This window comes from Colwellia aquaemaris, from assembly GCF_057548755.1.
In genome coordinates this window covers 102,338-119,128 of the sequence record NZ_BAAJLV010000003.1, presented here as the reverse complement: position 1 = coordinate 119,128, position 16,791 = coordinate 102,338, and the positions used below count along the sequence as shown (strand labels likewise).

16 protein-coding genes are annotated in these 16,791 nt (G+C 38.9%); 3 read left to right on the top strand and 13 right to left on the bottom strand.

Going from position 1 to position 16,791, the window contains the following annotated elements; translation table 11 throughout:
* Positions 1 to 165: 165 nt before the first annotated feature.
* Together ftsH and rlmE are read right to left on the bottom strand one after the other, a co-directional pair.
* Positions 166 to 2,124, bottom strand: coding sequence for an ATP-dependent zinc metalloprotease FtsH (gene ftsH, locus AC27HL_RS10015; protein WP_487080846.1), 1,959 nt, complete (start codon positions 2,122 to 2,124; stop codon positions 166 to 168).
* 58 nt (positions 2,125 to 2,182) lie between these two features.
* The gene (rlmE, locus tag AC27HL_RS10010) at positions 2,183 to 2,812 is read right to left on the bottom strand and encodes a 23S rRNA (uridine(2552)-2'-O)-methyltransferase RlmE (protein ID WP_487080845.1); all 630 of its coding nucleotides are present in this window, start codon (positions 2,810 to 2,812) and stop codon (positions 2,183 to 2,185) included.
* Between the two features lie 217 nt (positions 2,813 to 3,029).
* Between rlmE and yhbY the strand changes: the two genes are divergently transcribed.
* Both yhbY and AC27HL_RS10000 read left to right on the top strand, forming a co-directional pair.
* Positions 3,030 to 3,326: a ribosome assembly RNA-binding protein YhbY gene (gene yhbY, locus AC27HL_RS10005; protein ID WP_487080844.1), complete on the top strand. Its 297-nt coding sequence runs from the start codon at positions 3,030 to 3,032 to the stop codon at positions 3,324 to 3,326.
* A gap of 165 nt (positions 3,327 to 3,491) precedes the next feature.
* The gene (locus AC27HL_RS10000) at positions 3,492 to 3,836 is read left to right on the top strand and encodes a rhodanese-like domain-containing protein (protein ID WP_487080843.1); all 345 of its coding nucleotides are present in this window, start codon (positions 3,492 to 3,494) and stop codon (positions 3,834 to 3,836) included.
* 70 nt (positions 3,837 to 3,906) lie between these two features.
* On the opposite strand, the gene greA is transcribed toward AC27HL_RS10000, so the two are convergent.
* The 10 genes from greA to AC27HL_RS09950 form a co-directional block, all read right to left on the bottom strand.
* The gene (gene greA, locus AC27HL_RS09995) at positions 3,907 to 4,383 is read right to left on the bottom strand and encodes a transcription elongation factor GreA (protein ID WP_487080842.1); all 477 of its coding nucleotides are present in this window, start codon (positions 4,381 to 4,383) and stop codon (positions 3,907 to 3,909) included.
* A 111-nt stretch (positions 4,384 to 4,494) separates the two neighbouring features.
* Positions 4,495 to 7,710, bottom strand: coding sequence for a carbamoyl-phosphate synthase large subunit (carB, locus tag AC27HL_RS09990; protein ID WP_487080841.1), 3,216 nt, complete (start codon positions 7,708 to 7,710; stop codon positions 4,495 to 4,497).
* Positions 7,711 to 7,739: 29 nt separating this feature from the next.
* Entirely contained in the window at positions 7,740 to 8,885 is a 1,146-nt protein-coding gene (gene carA, locus AC27HL_RS09985) for a glutamine-hydrolyzing carbamoyl-phosphate synthase small subunit (RefSeq protein WP_487080840.1), read from the bottom strand.
* 308 nt (positions 8,886 to 9,193) lie between these two features.
* Positions 9,194 to 10,000 (bottom strand): 4-hydroxy-tetrahydrodipicolinate reductase, encoded by an 807-nt coding sequence (gene dapB / locus AC27HL_RS09980; RefSeq protein WP_487080839.1) that lies wholly within the window; start codon positions 9,998 to 10,000, stop codon positions 9,194 to 9,196.
* An 8-nt stretch (positions 10,001 to 10,008) separates the two neighbouring features.
* Positions 10,009 to 10,455, bottom strand: coding sequence for a hypothetical protein (locus tag AC27HL_RS09975; protein ID WP_487080838.1), 447 nt, complete (start codon positions 10,453 to 10,455; stop codon positions 10,009 to 10,011).
* A gap of 88 nt (positions 10,456 to 10,543) precedes the next feature.
* A complete protein-coding gene (gene bamJ / locus AC27HL_RS09970) occupies positions 10,544 to 11,167 on the bottom strand; it encodes a BamJ family beta-barrel-assembly machinery protein (protein WP_487080837.1) in 624 nt (207 codons plus the stop codon).
* Between the two features lie 165 nt (positions 11,168 to 11,332).
* The gene (locus tag AC27HL_RS09965; RefSeq protein WP_487080836.1) at positions 11,333 to 12,307 is read right to left on the bottom strand and encodes a ketopantoate reductase family protein; all 975 of its coding nucleotides are present in this window, start codon (positions 12,305 to 12,307) and stop codon (positions 11,333 to 11,335) included.
* Between the two features lie 100 nt (positions 12,308 to 12,407).
* Positions 12,408 to 12,803, bottom strand: a complete 396-nt coding sequence (locus tag AC27HL_RS09960) for a universal stress protein (RefSeq protein ID WP_487080835.1) — start codon at positions 12,801 to 12,803, stop codon at positions 12,408 to 12,410.
* Between the two features lie 302 nt (positions 12,804 to 13,105).
* Positions 13,106 to 13,693, bottom strand: a complete 588-nt coding sequence (locus tag AC27HL_RS09955) for a DsbA family protein (protein ID WP_487080834.1) — start codon at positions 13,691 to 13,693, stop codon at positions 13,106 to 13,108.
* 70 nt (positions 13,694 to 13,763) lie between these two features.
* The gene (locus AC27HL_RS09950; RefSeq protein ID WP_487080833.1) at positions 13,764 to 14,216 is read right to left on the bottom strand and encodes a disulfide bond formation protein B; all 453 of its coding nucleotides are present in this window, start codon (positions 14,214 to 14,216) and stop codon (positions 13,764 to 13,766) included.
* Between the two features lie 345 nt (positions 14,217 to 14,561).
* Here AC27HL_RS09950 and AC27HL_RS09945 point away from each other — a divergent pair, with 345 nt between their 5' ends.
* On the top strand, positions 14,562 to 15,911 hold the full coding sequence (locus AC27HL_RS09945; RefSeq protein WP_487080832.1) for a Na+/H+ antiporter NhaC family protein: 1,350 nt from the start codon (positions 14,562 to 14,564) through the stop codon (positions 15,909 to 15,911).
* Positions 15,912 to 15,972: 61 nt separating this feature from the next.
* Here the strand turns inward: AC27HL_RS09945 and AC27HL_RS09940 are convergent, their stop codons facing one another.
* On the bottom strand, positions 15,973 to 16,767 hold the full coding sequence (locus AC27HL_RS09940) for a M48 family metallopeptidase (protein WP_487080831.1): 795 nt from the start codon (positions 16,765 to 16,767) through the stop codon (positions 15,973 to 15,975).
* Between the last annotated feature and the right edge of the window lie 24 nt (positions 16,768 to 16,791).

Here is a 16,791-nt window from a genome sequence, read left to right as displayed (position 1 = left end):
AATTAGGACAATTGAGTTGGTAATGCACGCTATTCTCGTTTTCTAACTTTATTGTTTTAGCATTTAAACACTTAAACAAAGTATGCAAATGCTAAAATAATATAAAGCCTCAATAGTGTAAATCAGTTGATTCAAACTATTGAGGCTTTGGGGTTCAGTTACTATTTATTTAGCCGGTAAATCAGATGGATCATTTGAGCTTGTTGGCTCAGCTGATTCCTTTTTTTCACTGTCTACTTTTGCAGAAGGCTTACTTGAGTCTGCATTATTGTCAGTGTCATCAGAGCCCATGGCACCAAAATCTGCTGGTGGACGTACCTTAGTACGGTTCATTAAATCATCAATTTGTAAGGCATCAATGGTTTCGTACTGCATTAAGGCGTCTTTCATGGCATGAAGAATATCTTCATTGTCTTTCAAGATTTTTTCAGCTCGTTGATAGTTGCGATTAACAAACTCTTTAATTTCGGCGTCAATAGCTTGCGCAGTATCGTCAGACATATTTAACGATTTTGATGATGTTCTGCCTAAGAATACTTCACCTTCTTCTTCAGCAAACAGCATCGGGCCCATTTTTTCTGAGAAACCCCATTGCGTTACCATTTTACGCGCAAGTTGGGTGGCACGTTCAATATCGTTTGAAGCGCCAGTTGAAACTTTTTCAAAACCGTAAATCATTTCTTCTGCAATTCGGCCACCATAAAGTGACGAAATATTACTTTCTAAATGCTGTTTACTGTGGCTAAAACGGTCTTGCTCTGGCAAATACATAGTCACACCCAGTGCACGGCCACGAGGAATAATACTCACTTTGTAAACTGGATCATGGTCCGGTACTAAACGACCAACAATTGCGTGACCTGCTTCATGATACGCTGTCATTTCTTTCTCTGCTTCGTCCATCACCATTGAACGACGCTCAGACCCCATCATGATTTTATCTTTCGCTTTTTCAAACTCAGCCATACCAACAACACGACGTGCTGAACGAGCTGCAAATAAAGCAGCTTCATTAACTAAGTTAGCTAAATCAGCGCCAGAAAAACCTGGGGTACCACGAGCAATTACCGATGCTTTAACATCATCACCTAATGGTACTTTGCGCATATGTACCTTAAGAATTTGCTCACGTCCACGAATATCAGGTAAACCAACCGTAACTTGACGGTCAAAACGACCCGGGCGTAATAATGCAGGGTCTAATACGTCAGGACGGTTAGTCGCGGCAATAACAATAACGCCTTCGTTACCTTCAAAGCCATCCATTTCAACTAGCATTTGGTTCAGTGTTTGTTCACGTTCATCATGACCACCGCCCATGCCTGCACCACGTTGACGACCTACAGCATCAATTTCATCGATAAAGATAATACATGGCGCAGATTTTTTTGCTTGCTCGAACATATCACGTACACGTGAAGCACCAACACCAACGAACATTTCAACAAAATCTGAGCCTGAAATAGTAAAGAAAGGTACTTTCGCTTCACCAGCAATGGCTTTTGCTAATAATGTTTTACCTGTACCTGGTTGACCAACCATCAATACGCCCGATGGAATACGACCACCGAGTTTTTGAAAACGTGATGGGTCTTTTAAGTAATCAACCAACTCAGAAACTTCTTCCTTAGCTTCATCACAACCCGCTACATCAGCAAACGTGGTTTTAATTTGGTCTTCACTTAATAAGCGCGCTTTTGACTTACCAAAGCTCATCGCACCTTTACCGCCACCGCCTTGCATTTGGCGCATGAAGAAAATCCACACCCCGATTAGCAATAACATTGGGAACCAAGAAATGAAAATAGACGTAAGAATGCTTGGTTCTTCAGGCAATTCACCTGAAGCATTAACGCCTTGTTTAACTAAATCGTTGATTAAGTCACGGTCGTAACCACCAGGGATAACCGTTACAAAGTTTTCGCCACTGCGTTTAATACCGTTAATTACACCGTTTCTGTCTACGTCAACTTCACGAATTTGCCCTTGACGTACGTCTTGGATAAACCGAGTGTAATCTACTTGTTGTTCATTGCCGCTGCCCGGAGTAAAACTCTGGAAAACAGACATTAATACAACTGCAATAACTAACCATAAAATAAGATTTTTTGCCATATCGCTCAACTTAATGACCTCTTGCTAATGTTCAAAATGGTGCGATGAAATAATTCCATCTAATTTACTACAATTTAAAGCCGGTAGCTACAAGATAAACTTCACGTGAACGAGCACGGGAAGATTCTGGCTTGCGGGTTTTAACGGTTTTAAATGCGGCACGAGCGTCTTTCATAAATTGCTCGAAGCCTTCTCCTTGGAACACTTTCACAACAAAAGCGCCATTTTTCTTTAATACTTGGTTGCACATATCAAGCGCTAGCTCGACCAAATACATACTACGCGCCGCGTCTGCAGCATCATTTCCGGTAAAGTTTGCTGCCATGTCAGACATTACAACATCAATATTTTTACCATTAATTCGGGTTAACAAAGCGTCTAAAACTGCCTCTTCACGAAAATCACCTTGAAGAAAATCAACACCAGCGATCGGATCCATTGGCAAAATATCACAAGCAACCACTTGACCGTTATCGCCAACCACTTTAGTTGCATATTCTGACCAACCACCGGGAGCTGCGCCTAAATCCACAACTTTCATGCCTGGTTTAATTAATTTATCTTTCTTATTGATTTCTTCAAGTTTAAAAACCGCGCGTGAACGAAGCCCTAACTTTTGCGCTTTCTTAACGTATTCATCATCAAAATGTTCTTGTAGCCAACGAGCACTACTAACACTGACCTTTTTCTTACTCATTTAATCCACTTATTTTTGTTTATGCTGTCTAAAGCGCTTCATATTTTATCGGTGTTGATTATTTTATTTAAATTGCTGTTAAAAAATAATGCGAGGTTAAACAAAAACAATCAAAAAGTACGTTAAAAGGCTGTCACTTTGTAAACAATATTAGTATTACAAACTAGATGGAGGTAAAATAGCGATAATTCAAGCTAACTTGTAACGAAAATTGTTAATGAACTTAAATAAAAAACAAATTCAATATTTAAAAGGCTTAGCACATAGCCTCAAACCCGTTGTTTTACTTGGTAACAACGGCCTTACTGAAGCGGTAGTTGCTGAAATAGACTTCGCTTTAAATCACCACGAATTAATTAAAGTTAAAATTCCAACCGATGATCGTGAAACCAAAGCGCTTATTGTCGAAGCGATTTGTCGCGAAACTAATGCGATAAAAGTGCAAGTGATCGGTAAAACTTTGATTATCTTCCGCGAATCTGAAGAAAAGAAAATTCGTATTCCAAAACTATAATCAATATGTTATTTGATAAGTAATAATAGATTAATTTAAAAAAGGGCAAAGGCCCTTTTTTTTATATCTTAAAAAATAAAACCATTACATTAGAGAAAACTAATATACAATATTTTATTGCTATCATAGAATAGGTTAACCGTATAAATAATTACAAGGATCACTATGATTTTATCGATACCTGAGTTAGTTACACTAGCAAAAAAGAATGTGATTTGTGTTAGCGCAAAACAAGCATATACAGATAACAATGCCATTTTCATCGATGTACGAGAACCCGCTGAATTTAACGCTTCACCGGTTAGTAACTCTATTCAAATACCTCGTGGGGTTCTAGAAATGAATATTGCTAAACATTGCAGTAATGCTGACACTAATATTTATTTACATTGTGCGTCTGGCGGACGCGCTGCCTTAGCCGCTGAACAACTGCAACGTATTGGTTATACAAACGTTAAAGCTATAAGTTGCAAACACGATGACGTTTGTCTGGCACAAAAAAACCAGTAACATTAATGCTACTGGTTTTATCATACGTATAGCACTGCTATCAAACAGTGCTTATTACATAAATCACTATTTAAATGTGTTCAACTGCAATAATTTCGTATTCAACTAAACCACCAGGCGTAGAAATTTCTATTTCCGAATCAACTTCTTTGCCAATTAACCCACGTGCGATAGGAGAGTTTACAGAAATTCGATTCTGCTTTATATCAGCTTCGTCATCACCAACAATTTGATATTTTACTTCTTCTTCTGTTTCAATATTAAGTACGGTAACGGTTACACCAAAAATGACTTTACCGTGATTTGGTATTTTCGTGACATCGATTACCTGTGCGTTACCTAACTTACCTTCAATATCTTGAATGCGACCTTCACAAAAACCTTGTTGTTCACGTGCCGCATGATATTCAGCATTTTCTTTTAAATCACCATGTTCACGTGCTTCAGCAATTGCATTAACAATTTCTGGGCGTTTAACGGTTTTTAAATAATTTAATTCTTCACGTAACGCATCGGCGCCGTGCACAGTCATTGGGTATTGACTCATATTAATCCTTAGTTCTTCTAACAACAAAGGCGGCAGCACTATCAGTGACCACCACCTTTATAATAATTCATGAGGGACGCTTATCAAAAATAAATAAACGTCACCTAATTATCAACAGTTTTTATGCAACTCTTGAATCGATGTTACTGTATTTCTGTCATCAGCAGCGTGTGCCTGACAAGCAGCAAATGCGGCATTTAAAGTTGTAGTATATGCAACTTTGTAGCGTAAAGCACCACCACGTAACACTTTTGAGTCTTCAATCGCTTTACGACCTTCGGTAGTGTTAATGATATAGTTATACTCGCCATTTTTAATTCTATCAAGAATATGTGGGCGACCTTCATGTACCTTGTTAACTAAACGACATGGAATATTTGCTTCACCAAGAATAACCGCAGTACCGTGCGTTGCGTCAAGTTCATACCCTAACGCTACCATTTGCTTAGCTAATTCTACCACTCGCTCTTTATCACTATTTCTTACCGAAATTAAAGCGCGACCATCTTTAGGAACTGATACACCCGCACCTAAGTTAGCTTTTGCATACGCTTCTTCAAAGGTTTTACCAACGCCCATAACCTCACCTGTTGAACGCATTTCTGGGCCAACTAAAGGATCACTACCGTGGAATTTATTAAATGGAATTACCACTTCTTTTACTGAGAAATATGAAGGAATAACTTCTTTAACAATACCTTGCTCTTTAAGAGATTTACCTGCCATAACTCTCGCACCAACTTTTGCCAGTGGTACTGAGGTCGCTTTTGACACAAATGGTACCGTACGCGCTGCACGTGGGTTGACTTCAATTAAGTAAACTTTGCCGTCTTTCACTGCCATTTGCGTGTTCATTAAGCCATTTACCCCTAACTCAAACGCTAAGTCAGTTACTTGCTTGCGCATAACATCTTGCACTTCTTGCGATAATGAGTACGCAGGTAGTGAACAGGCTGAGTCACCTGAGTGAACACCGGCTTGTTCAATATGCTGCATAATGCCGCCAACAACAACGTCTGTGCCATCACAAACTACATCAATGTCTACTTCAATGGCATCATCAAGGAAGTGGTCAAGTAATACTGGCGAATCATTTGAAACGCTAACCGCGTCGGTCATATAACGACGTAAGTCATCCAAGTCATAAACAATTTCCATGGCACGACCACCTAATACATAAGATGGACGTACAACGAGTGGGAAACCAATCGCTTCAGCTTTCGCCATTGCTTCGTCAAGTGAAGTAACAGTTGCATTTTCAGGTTGTAATAAACCTAAACGGTCAACCGCTTGTTGGAAACGCTCGCGGTCTTCTGCGCGGTCAATTGCATCAGGTGAAGTACCAATAATTGGTACGCCAGCGGCTTCTAAAGCGCGCGCTAATTTAAGCGGTGTTTGGCCACCGTATTGCACAATAACGCCTTTAGGTTTTTCGATGCGAACAATTTCAAGTACATCTTCAAAGGTGATTGACTCGAAATATAAACGATCAGAGGTATCATAGTCAGTTGAAACCGTTTCAGGGTTACAGTTAACCATAATAGTTTCATAACCATCTTCACGAAGTGCTAATGCAGCATGTACACAACAGTAATCAAATTCGATACCTTGACCAATACGGTTAGGACCACCACCTAAAATCATGATTTTGTCGTTGTCAGTTGGCGCAGCTTCACATTCTTCGTCATAAGTTGAGTACATATAAGCCGTATCTGAGCTAAACTCAGCCGCACAAGTATCAACACGTTTGTAAACAGGGAAGATATCAGCGTTATGACGTTTTTTACGTACTTCAGCTTCAGCAACACCTATTAATGATGCTAAACGAGAATCAGCAAAACCTTTACGTTTTAGTTTACGCAAATATTCAGGGGTTAATACTTTTAAGCCTCCCTCAGTAACTTTTGCTTCTTCTAAAATAATATCTTCAATTTGTACTAAGAACCAACGGTCTATTTTGGTTAAACGGAAAACATCATCAACACTTAAACCTAGGCGAAATGCATCAGCAACATACCAGATACGGTCGGCACCAGCTTCTTGAAGCTCATGCATAATTTTAGTTTTAGCACCTGGCTGTGTAACGTCAACCATAGAGTCAAAACCGCTAGCGCCAACTTCTAAGCCGCGTAATGCTTTTTGTAATGATTCTTGTTGATTACGACCGATTGACATCACTTCACCAACAGACTTCATTTGCGTGGTTAAACGGTCTTCGCTGCCTGCAAATTTTTCAAAGTTAAAGCGTGGAATCTTAGTCACAACGTAATCGATAGTCGGTTCAAATGACGCTGGTGTTGCACCACCAGTAATATCATTTGACAATTCATCAAGCGTGTAACCTACCGCAAGTTTCGCGGCAATTTTCGCAATTGGGAAACCTGTTGCTTTTGAAGCAAGTGCAGACGAACGTGATACACGAGGATTCATTTCAATAATAACCATACGGCCAGTATTAGGACAAATGCCAAACTGTACGTTTGAACCACCCGTTTCAACACCAATTTCACGTAATACTGCAATCGATGCGTTACGCATGATTTGATATTCTTTATCGGTAAGCGTTTGTGCTGGCGCGACTGTGATTGAGTCACCCGTATGAATACCCATAGGGTCGAAGTTTTCGATAGAACAAATAATGATACAGTTATCATTTTTGTCACGAACCACTTCCATTTCATACTCTTTCCAACCAATTAATGATTCATCAATTAATAACTCTGAAGTTGGAGAAAGGTCTAAACCACGGGTACAAATTTCATCAAACTCTTCGCGGTTATAAGCAATACCACCGCCTGTACCACCCATAGTAAATGATGGGCGAATAATACAAGGGAAGCCGATACGTGTAGAAGTATCATGTGCTTCAGCCATTGAGTGCACAATTTCAGCACGCGGGGTTTCTAGGCCAATTGCTTTCATAGCCTTGTCGAAACGGCTGCGATCTTCAGCTTTATCAATCGCATCAGCTGTTGCGCCGATCATTTCAACGTTAAACTCTTCTAAAACGCCTTTGGCTTCTAATTCAAGCGCACAGTTTAATGCTGTTTGACCGCCCATAGTCGGTAGTACGGCACAAGGGCGCTCTTTTTCAATAATTTTACGAACAACTTCCCAATGAATAGGCTCGATATAAGTTGCATCGGCCATTTCTGGATCTGTCATGATAGTTGCTGGGTTTGAGTTAACTAAAATAACTCGGTAACCTTCTTCGCGTAATGCTTTACATGCTTGTGCGCCAGAGTAATCAAACTCACATGCTTGACCAATAACAATTGGGCCTGCGCCTAAGATCAAGATACTTTTTAAATCAGTACGTTTTGCCATTTTATAATCTCTCTTCTCTTGTCTAGGAACTAAGCTTTTTTAGCTGCAACGATTAAATCAATAAAATGATCGAACAAAGGTGCTGCATCAGCAGGACCTGGGCTCGCTTCTGGATGACCTTGAAAACTAAATGCTGGTTTGTCAGTACGATGAATACCTTGAATTGAACCATCAAACAGCGATTTATGGGTCACGGTTAAATTTTCAGGCATATTATCTTCATCGACTGCAAAACCATGGTTTTGCGCCGTAATCATCACAACATTACGGTCGAAATCTTTAACTGGGTGGTTGCCACCATGATGACCAAATTTCATTTTGATGGTTTTAGCACCACTAGCTAAACCAAGTAATTGATGGCCTAAACAAATACCAAATACTGGGATATCTGTTGTTAAGAATTTTTTAATCGCGGTAATAGCGTAATCACATGGTTCAGGATCGCCTGGGCCATTTGATAAGAAAATACCGTCGGGGTTAAGCGCTAAAACTTCTTCTGCTGAAGTTTGTGCAGGCACAACCGTTAATTTACAACCTCGATCAACTAACATACGTAAAATATTACGTTTAGCACCAAAATCATAAGCAACTACGTGAAACTCAGACTTTTCTGGGCTAACATGTCCTTTGCCTAGCTGCCAGCTACCTTCTGTCCATTGGTATGCTTCTTTTGTCGAAACAACTTTTGCTAAGTCCATACCTTTAAGGCCAGGAAAAGCTTTCGCTTGTGCTAACGCCTTTGCTTCTTCTGCACTAATATCAGTCAAATCACCAGCAAGTATACAGCCATTTTGTGCACCCTTTTCACGTAAAATACGCGTTAATTTACGAGTGTCTATGTCTGCGATACCTAAAATATTTTTAGCTTTTAAGTAGTCACTTAAATTTTGTTCGTTTCGAAAATTACTTGCTAAAAGCGGTAAGTCGCGAATAACTAAACCTTTTGCCCAAATAGTGCTAGATTCTTCATCTTCACTATTGGTACCTGTGTTACCTATATGTGGGTATGTAAGAGTAACAATTTGCTCTGCATAGGAAGGGTCTGTAAGAATTTCTTGGTAGCCGGTCATTGAAGTATTGAATACTACTTCACCTACAGCCGCCCCTTCTGCACCGATAGCGGTGCCCTTAAATACAGTGCCGTCTTCAAGCACTAAAATGGCAGATTTAGTCAATTTAACCTCCGTTAAGAAGAAAGAATATTAATGGTAAAACAACTAATAACTTCACCATTAATTACAAAAGCGATACGCACAAAAAATGCCAAAAATTACAACCAGTTCATCATGAACAGTAAATTTTTGACAAAATCCACTTATTTTACGCCTGAAAGCCTCTTTCGTCTAGTAGTAATAGTAAAAAACTCTCTACTTTTAGCGATATTGAAGCAAAAGCGCCAAAAGCAATACTTATCTATTAAAAACACCTATAAATACTGACCAGTTGGTCATGTTATTTTTAGTTAAGTGATTTAACAAAATCATTAATCTTTTAATCCTAATACGTCCTGCATATCGTAAAAACCGGCAGGTGCTTCACTCAGCCAAAATGCCGCGCGCATTGCGCCTAACGCAAATGTCATTCTTGAGCTGGCTTTATGGGTCAATTCTAGTCGTTCACCAATATCAGCAAAGAATGCCGTATGTTCACCAACAATGTCGCCAGCACGTACCGTCGCAAAGCCTATAGTGTCTGAGTGTCGTTCATCTGTTATGCCTTCTCGGCCATATACCGCGACTTTATTTAGGTCTCTTCCTAAGGTATCAGCAATCACTTGGCCCATTTTTACCGCTGTACCTGACGGAGCATCTTTTTTAAATCTGTGGTGCGCTTCAAAAATTTCTATATCAGTATAGTCGCCAATTGCTTTCGCTGTTACTTCAAGCAACTTAAATAATAGATTCACGCCAACACTGGTATTTGGCGCTAAGATAACTGGAATGTCTGCACCTGCTTTTTTAACTATCTCAACCTGTTCATCAGAAAAACCTGTGGTGCCTATCACCAGTGCTTTTTTGTGTTGCTTACACCATTGAATATGTTCTAGAGTCGACTCTATTGAAGTAAAGTCAATGAGCACATCGGCCGCTAACAATGTTTGGTAATCTGTCGTTGTCTTTTGACCAATTGCACCAATACCAGCAAGTTCACCAAGATCAAAATTTTCAAATGACGACCCTTTGCGTACGCTACCACCAACTAGCTCAATTGATTTATGCTCAATTGCCGCTTCGATTAAATTGCGTCCCATTCGCCCACTACAGCCTAAAATGGCAACTTTAACTATCATGACTTTTCCTATTCGGTTATCTTATTTTCAGTATTATTAGAAATATCAAAAGGGGTACTTAGCGCCACTGACTGGCTAAGCTCTTGCGAAACTACATTGACAATTTTCCATTGTTTATCAACTAAAGCAATATGATAAAAAGCTGAAAAATCGGTAAACAGCTGACCATCTTGAGTAAAAAACTGCCAATCAATACAGGCTAAAATTAAATCTGAATTAACTTCACTAAAACTCGCTTTTGCGCTATTGAATGTTTTTATACCTGCCTGTGATAAAACATCGAAAATATCTGAAAATTCACGTTCAAAATCATCTACATCACAAATTAACACGGCTTTATCTGGCGTATGTAAAGTACAAGGTAACTGATAGCAAGATAATGTTTTTGCTATATCTTGTTGCTCAAATGCCGTAACGTACTGCTCAAATAGCGCTTCAATAATCAAAGTATTCATTTAGTGAGTTTAACTCTTAGCTAGTTAGTTTTAGTAAACAAAGCCTATAAAAAAGCCCTCAAATGAGGGCTTTTAAAAAATAGTATCATTAGCTAACGATGGCTAATAACTCAACCTCAAAAACTAAGGTTGCATAAGGAGGAATGGCGCCTTGAGAACCACGCTCACCGTACGCTAAGTTATAAGGTACATATAAACGCCATTTTGAACCTTCAGTCATTAATTGTAATGCTTCAGTCCAACCAGCGATAACGCCACCTACTGGAAATTCAGCAGGCTGGCCACGGTCAACAGAACTATCAAAGATATCACCGTTGATGAAAGTACCGTGGTAGTGTGTACGTACAGTGTTTGTTGCTGTTGGCTTTTCACCGTCACCTGTTGCTAATACTTCATACTGTAAACCAGACTCAGTAACAGTTACTTCGTCACGCTTAGCATTTTCAGCAAGGAAGGCTTCGCCTTCAGCTGACTTTTCTTTCGCTTCCGCTTGCTCTAATTCTTGCATCTTTTTAGATACAACAGCAAAAGCTTCATTTAAATCTTCATCAGATACTTGGCTTGCAGCATTTGCAATTGCATCAGCTAAACCAGCTTGCACAGCAGATACATCAAAATCTTTAAAAGGATTGTTACGTAATTGGTCACCTAATTGACGACCTACACCGTAACTTACACGTTGTTCGATAGTTTCGATTTTATTTTCAGACATTATTTAATCTTCACATTAATGGATACGATAAAAATTCGCGCAAGAATAGCACAAACTTGCCATAGTCTGTAGTGCTAGAGGCAGCAAATTTGTTATTTCTTATAAATTTTTACCTGATTAAACTAATGTTGACTGACTAGACGACATTTACATAACGAATACTAACTAACTCGTGATATCAATAAGCTTTTGGTAGCATTGAGCCAAAACTGGCGCAGACATATTAAGCTTGTTCACTAACGCCATGGGGTAAGCAACAAGTATATCAAATTCTGACTCTTGTCCTTGAGCAATATCTCGCTGCATTGATGTTTCACTGCTATCTGGCAAGCGGGAAAGAAAGGTCATAGTTTCTTTAATATGCTTGTCGCTAAGTTGAACGCCTAACTTACGTGCAATTTCAGCGTACTCTATAACAATACGCTCTAGTAAAAACTCAAGATGACTTTGTGAACGAATTTCACCTAGATTTAGTTTTCTTGCTGACGCTAATGCGCCCCATGCAGCAACAAAAATATATTTACGCCACAAGGCCAAGTTAATGTCACTGGTAACGCCAACGCTAATACCCGATAACTTTAAACTCTTGGCAATCTCACTGAGGTGCTTCGCGTCAATGGCTTCTGCAAGTATTTGTTCTTGTTTTTGTTCTGTTGTACTTTCACTTGTTAAAGCACCTAAAGTGATATGAGGTTTAGCCCCCGTATGATGTATCACACCATCACTAGCTTTCTCTGCAATAATTTTTGCTAAGCCACCATAAATATGAGTTTTAGCAATCCCCATATCCTGCATTACCTGCACTGCATTAACACCATTTAATAATGGAACAACACGGGTGTGCGGCTTAATTAATGGCTTAATTTGCTCTATGGCCGTAGATAATTGATAAGATTTAACACAAAGAAAAAGAACATCTGCTGGCGTAGATAAGTTATCTGCCTCTATGCTATTGGCATCAAGCACATTAACCTTTTCAAGATGAATATCACCGTCAATACTCTTAATTGATAAGCCAGATGTTTGCATTGCATTTAATTGCTGGCCTCGCACCACAAATGTAACATTTTCACCATGTTGAGCTAAGCGAGCACCAAAATATCCGCCTACAGCACCACAACCAACAATAACAAAATGCATTCTACGTCCTTTATTACCTGAATTCTTTGACTAATAGCTGAAGTTTACCACGCCAAAAGCAAAATAATTAGCGCTTTAAAGTCAAGTAAGGACATGCACGTTAGACCTTAACCAGCGAAACGTCACATTGTGCATAATTTGCGACTGCATTGGCCGTTGAGCCAATAAGTGCATTTATACCTTTTTTCGAGTGCGTGCCGAGCACAATTAAATCTGCATTTTTAGTTTCTGCCAGTAAACATATTTGTTCATAAGCTTTACCAAATTTAATTTTAACGTTTTTCAGCGATATACCAAAAGATGCAGCTTTCGCTTCAATTACAGGCAAAGCATTTTCTTTTAGTTCTTTTTGATAGTCATTGGGAAGAAACGTATATGGAATAACGTGAGTAACAATCAACTTGGCTTTAGTGAGTTGTGCTAGTTGATAAGCTTTCGCTAAAACTTGTTCACCTTCATCACTATTTTCTATTGCACAAATAATAGTTTTATACATCTGATATCCTTAAAACTTACAGTAATTAAAAAATTCTATAACTGAATGGCTATTCCTATTACCGTTTTGAATCGCAAATCCCACGATAGCGACAACTTAAACATATCAGACAAAGTGAAAAGTTCAATTAGATAAGTTGATGTATATCAAGATAAAAACAACTTTATTGTTGACTGAGTAAACTCCCCTTAATTAATGAATAATTTTGCGCAACAGCCAAGAAATTACGACTAAAATTGATGTAAAAGGTAATGATATATTAAATACTGTTTAATATATCATTATTCAAATAAGTGCCCCTATTAATAAGCTTGTTCGATCGCTTGCTCAACCATTTGAACGAGCTCTCGGTAACCAAACTGTATCAGAGGTTTACCATTAACAAAAAACTGCGGAGTTGCACGAACTCCAAGCGTTTTAGCATCAACAACATCTTGCGTAATAACCTGCGATACTTGTTCACTAAACATATCGGTTTGTAGTTGCTGCTGATTTAACGCTAGTGGCGACAATATTTGTAAAGCTTGCTCAGGTTGAGCTACATGATGACGCGTCCAACCGCGCTGATTAGCAAATAACAACTCTAGCGCCGGCCAAAATTTTCCTTGCAGATGAGCCGCTTCAAGCATAGCGACTACCTTATCCGCTCCTTTGTGAAATGGTGTATAACGCATTTCTACTTTTACTTTTCCTGGGTATTTATTAATTAGGTCATTAACTAAAGGATAAAATTGCGCACAGGTTTCACAAGCGGGATCAAAAAACTCAACAATAGTAACTTTAGCATCTGCGGCACCTTTACTAGGAGAGCCAGAACGACTTACCGAGTCAATATTACTTTTCGCTAACTCATTTTCTTTAGCTTCTTGCTGCGTTTGAAATATTGACATGGCAACGAAAAAAGCCAAAAACAATATAATCACGGTGCTTATAAATAGAATTTTTTTATTCAAGGTAACCTCATTTAGTTTTAGTGTGAGCGAAAAATAAAAGTATGCCGATCACTGCAAATGTTAGCAAAGACATCATTGGCATATTAAGCCAGCCAAAAATATTTAAGTGAGTTTCTGAGCAAGGAATATCTGCAACACAAGGCTGAGCACTTTCAGGAATTGCACCGGCAACTAATAAAACATGAAATAGTGCAACTAAACTGCCAAATAATGTCAATACACCAGCATAGCGAATCACCTTGCCATCGAAAGGGAATAACGCTAGAGGTAACATTAACACTAAAGGGTACATGGCAATACGTTGATACCAACATAAAACACATACCGGTAACTTAACAACTTCACTAAAAAATAGGCTCGACAATGTCGCAATTGTGGCAATTACCCAACAAGCAAATACTAAAAGCCAAGCTGATGAAACATTAGCTTTAGTATCGGTGTCAGTATTTATATTTTTCATACAAGTTAAATTTAATCTATGTCAAGCCGTGTAATGGCGATAGGAAATAATAAGTTATTGTAATATAACGAAAGCGGTTATTAAATCCATAGTCATTCAAATGTTAATAAACATCAATAAAACTCTTAATTGTGTTAATTGGCATTGAATGGTTTTACATCAACCTTTACTTAATAGCTATGCAAAAATACCTCGCCTAAAGATTTTTAAGAACAAATAAAGCTCTAGACGTCTAGATTGACAAAGTCACCTAAGCCCCTATAATGCATTCCACCATAGACATTGTGCTCAAATTCGTTATTGTTTGAGTTAAATAAATAATAATAACTAAAAAAGATCTCACTCATGACTAAAGAATTATCAGAAAAGTCTTCACTGACAACACCTGAAAAAAACAAAACTGAGCAAAGCTTAAAGAGTTTACTTCCCTTTGGCGTTTTTCTTGGGCTATTTCTTGGTACTGGCATCATATTAACCTTGCAAGGTGTTGATTTTGCTTTTTATCAATTACCTGCCAGCATCGCCATTATTCCCGCCATATTGTTAGCAATTGCTATGGGCCGAGAAACCATTAATGAGAAAATAAGCCAATTTATTCAAGGTGCGGGTCATCAAAATATTATTACCATGTGTATTATTTACTTGCTAGCAGGTGCTTTCGCAACGGTAGCAAAGGCAACAGGTAGTGTCGATGCCAGTGTGCAGCTAGGATTATCAATATTCCCAGACTATTTACTATTGCCAGGATTATTTTTAGTGGCCGCGTTTCTTGCAACAGCAATGGGCACCTCAATGGGCACTATCGCCGCAATAGCGCCCATAGCCTTAGGTTTTATCGAATCATCAAATATCGACCCTAGCATTATTGCCGGCTGTATTATTTCTGGGGCAATTTTTGGTGATAATTTATCGATAATTTCTGATACCACAATAGCCTCAACCCGCAGCCAAGGTGCACATATGAAAGACAAATTTAGAGTTAACTTTAAGTTTGCCATCCCTGCTGCGTTAATTTGCTTGGCTATTTTTGCAGCCCAAGGTGTCACTATTGAGCACCAAGCCAACCATGAACTCGATATTATCGGCTTCTTACCTTACATCGTTATTTTGGCACTAGCACTGTCTGGTATGAATGTATTTATGGTACTCATCATTGGCATTATTTTAGCTGCAGCAATCGGTATGTTAAATAATGGCTACCAGCTAGCGACTTGGGTTAGCGATATCAATAAAGGCTTTGCCGGTATGCAAGATATTTTTATTTTGTCTTTATTTATTGGTGGTTTAAGTGAACTTATCAAGCGCCAAGGTGGCCTAGCTGCACTAACATCAAGTATTGAAAAGCTTACTCGCAAACTTAGCCCAAATAATCAAAAACGTGCTGCAGGGATTGGCATTGCCTCATTGGCTTTCAGTTGTAACTTTTTTACCGCGAACAATACCGTTTCAATTATAGTGACCGGTGAAACAGCAAAAGATTTAGCGCAAGATGGCGAGTTGAGCCCAGCGCACTCGGCAAGTTTGCTCGACATATTTGCCTGTATAAACCAAGGTTTATTACCATATGGCGCCCAAGCGTTACTACTGGGTGCAACTTTAAAAATATCGCCCATTGAAGTTGTTTCAAATGCCTACTACCCGTTGATTTTATTGGTAGTCGCTAGTATTGCTTTTTGGCGAATAACCAAAAAGTAATGGTTGAATTGAAATGCCGCTTAAGCGTTTTTAACGCTTTAGCGTATCTCTACTTTTTAAACTACATATTAGGTTTAGCACATTTAGGCGGCGTTGATTGGGCATAAAACGGTGTAGAGTTTGGTAAATGCTCAGTTAACTGCTTAATACGTGTTGCATTAGACGGGTGAGTGGACATAAATTCCGGTGGTGCGCCTTTTGATTGTTTTGCCATATTTTGCCACAAAGCAATACTCGCCTTTGGATCAAAGCCTGACTTTGCCATTAAGTCTTGCCCGACAATATCAGCTTCACTTTCATGGCTACGGCCATACGGCATTAATACACCATATTGCACACCTAAACCTAAACCTGCCATAACGGTATTTCGGCTTTCAATATTTTGACTTTCTAACAGCACATTAATTAACGAAAGGCCCATTTGACTAGCCTGATTTGAAGATAAGCGTTCATTGGAATGACGCTCAATAACGTGCCCTACTTCATGACCAATAATGGCACCCAATTGATCTTGGTTTTCAGCAACTTTTAAAATCCCGGTGTAAACACCTATTTTTCCACCTGGGAGCGCAAAAGCATTAACTTGCTCAGAGTCGAACACCACGACTTCCCAGGCGCCATCGTGAGCTGATTTAGGTACATTTTTTGTAATAGCATTTGCGACACATTGCACATAACGATTAATTGCAGATGATTGACTAATTTTTTCTTTAGTTTTCATTTCTTCAAATGAAGCGCTACCCATTTTATTAAGCTCACTGTCTGACATCATCATTAATTGCGAACGACCCGTAGAGGACTTTGTACAGCCTGATAACACAATTACAGCAACACACATTGCTAGTTTGAATTTCATTGAGGTTCCTAAAAAATAATCCTT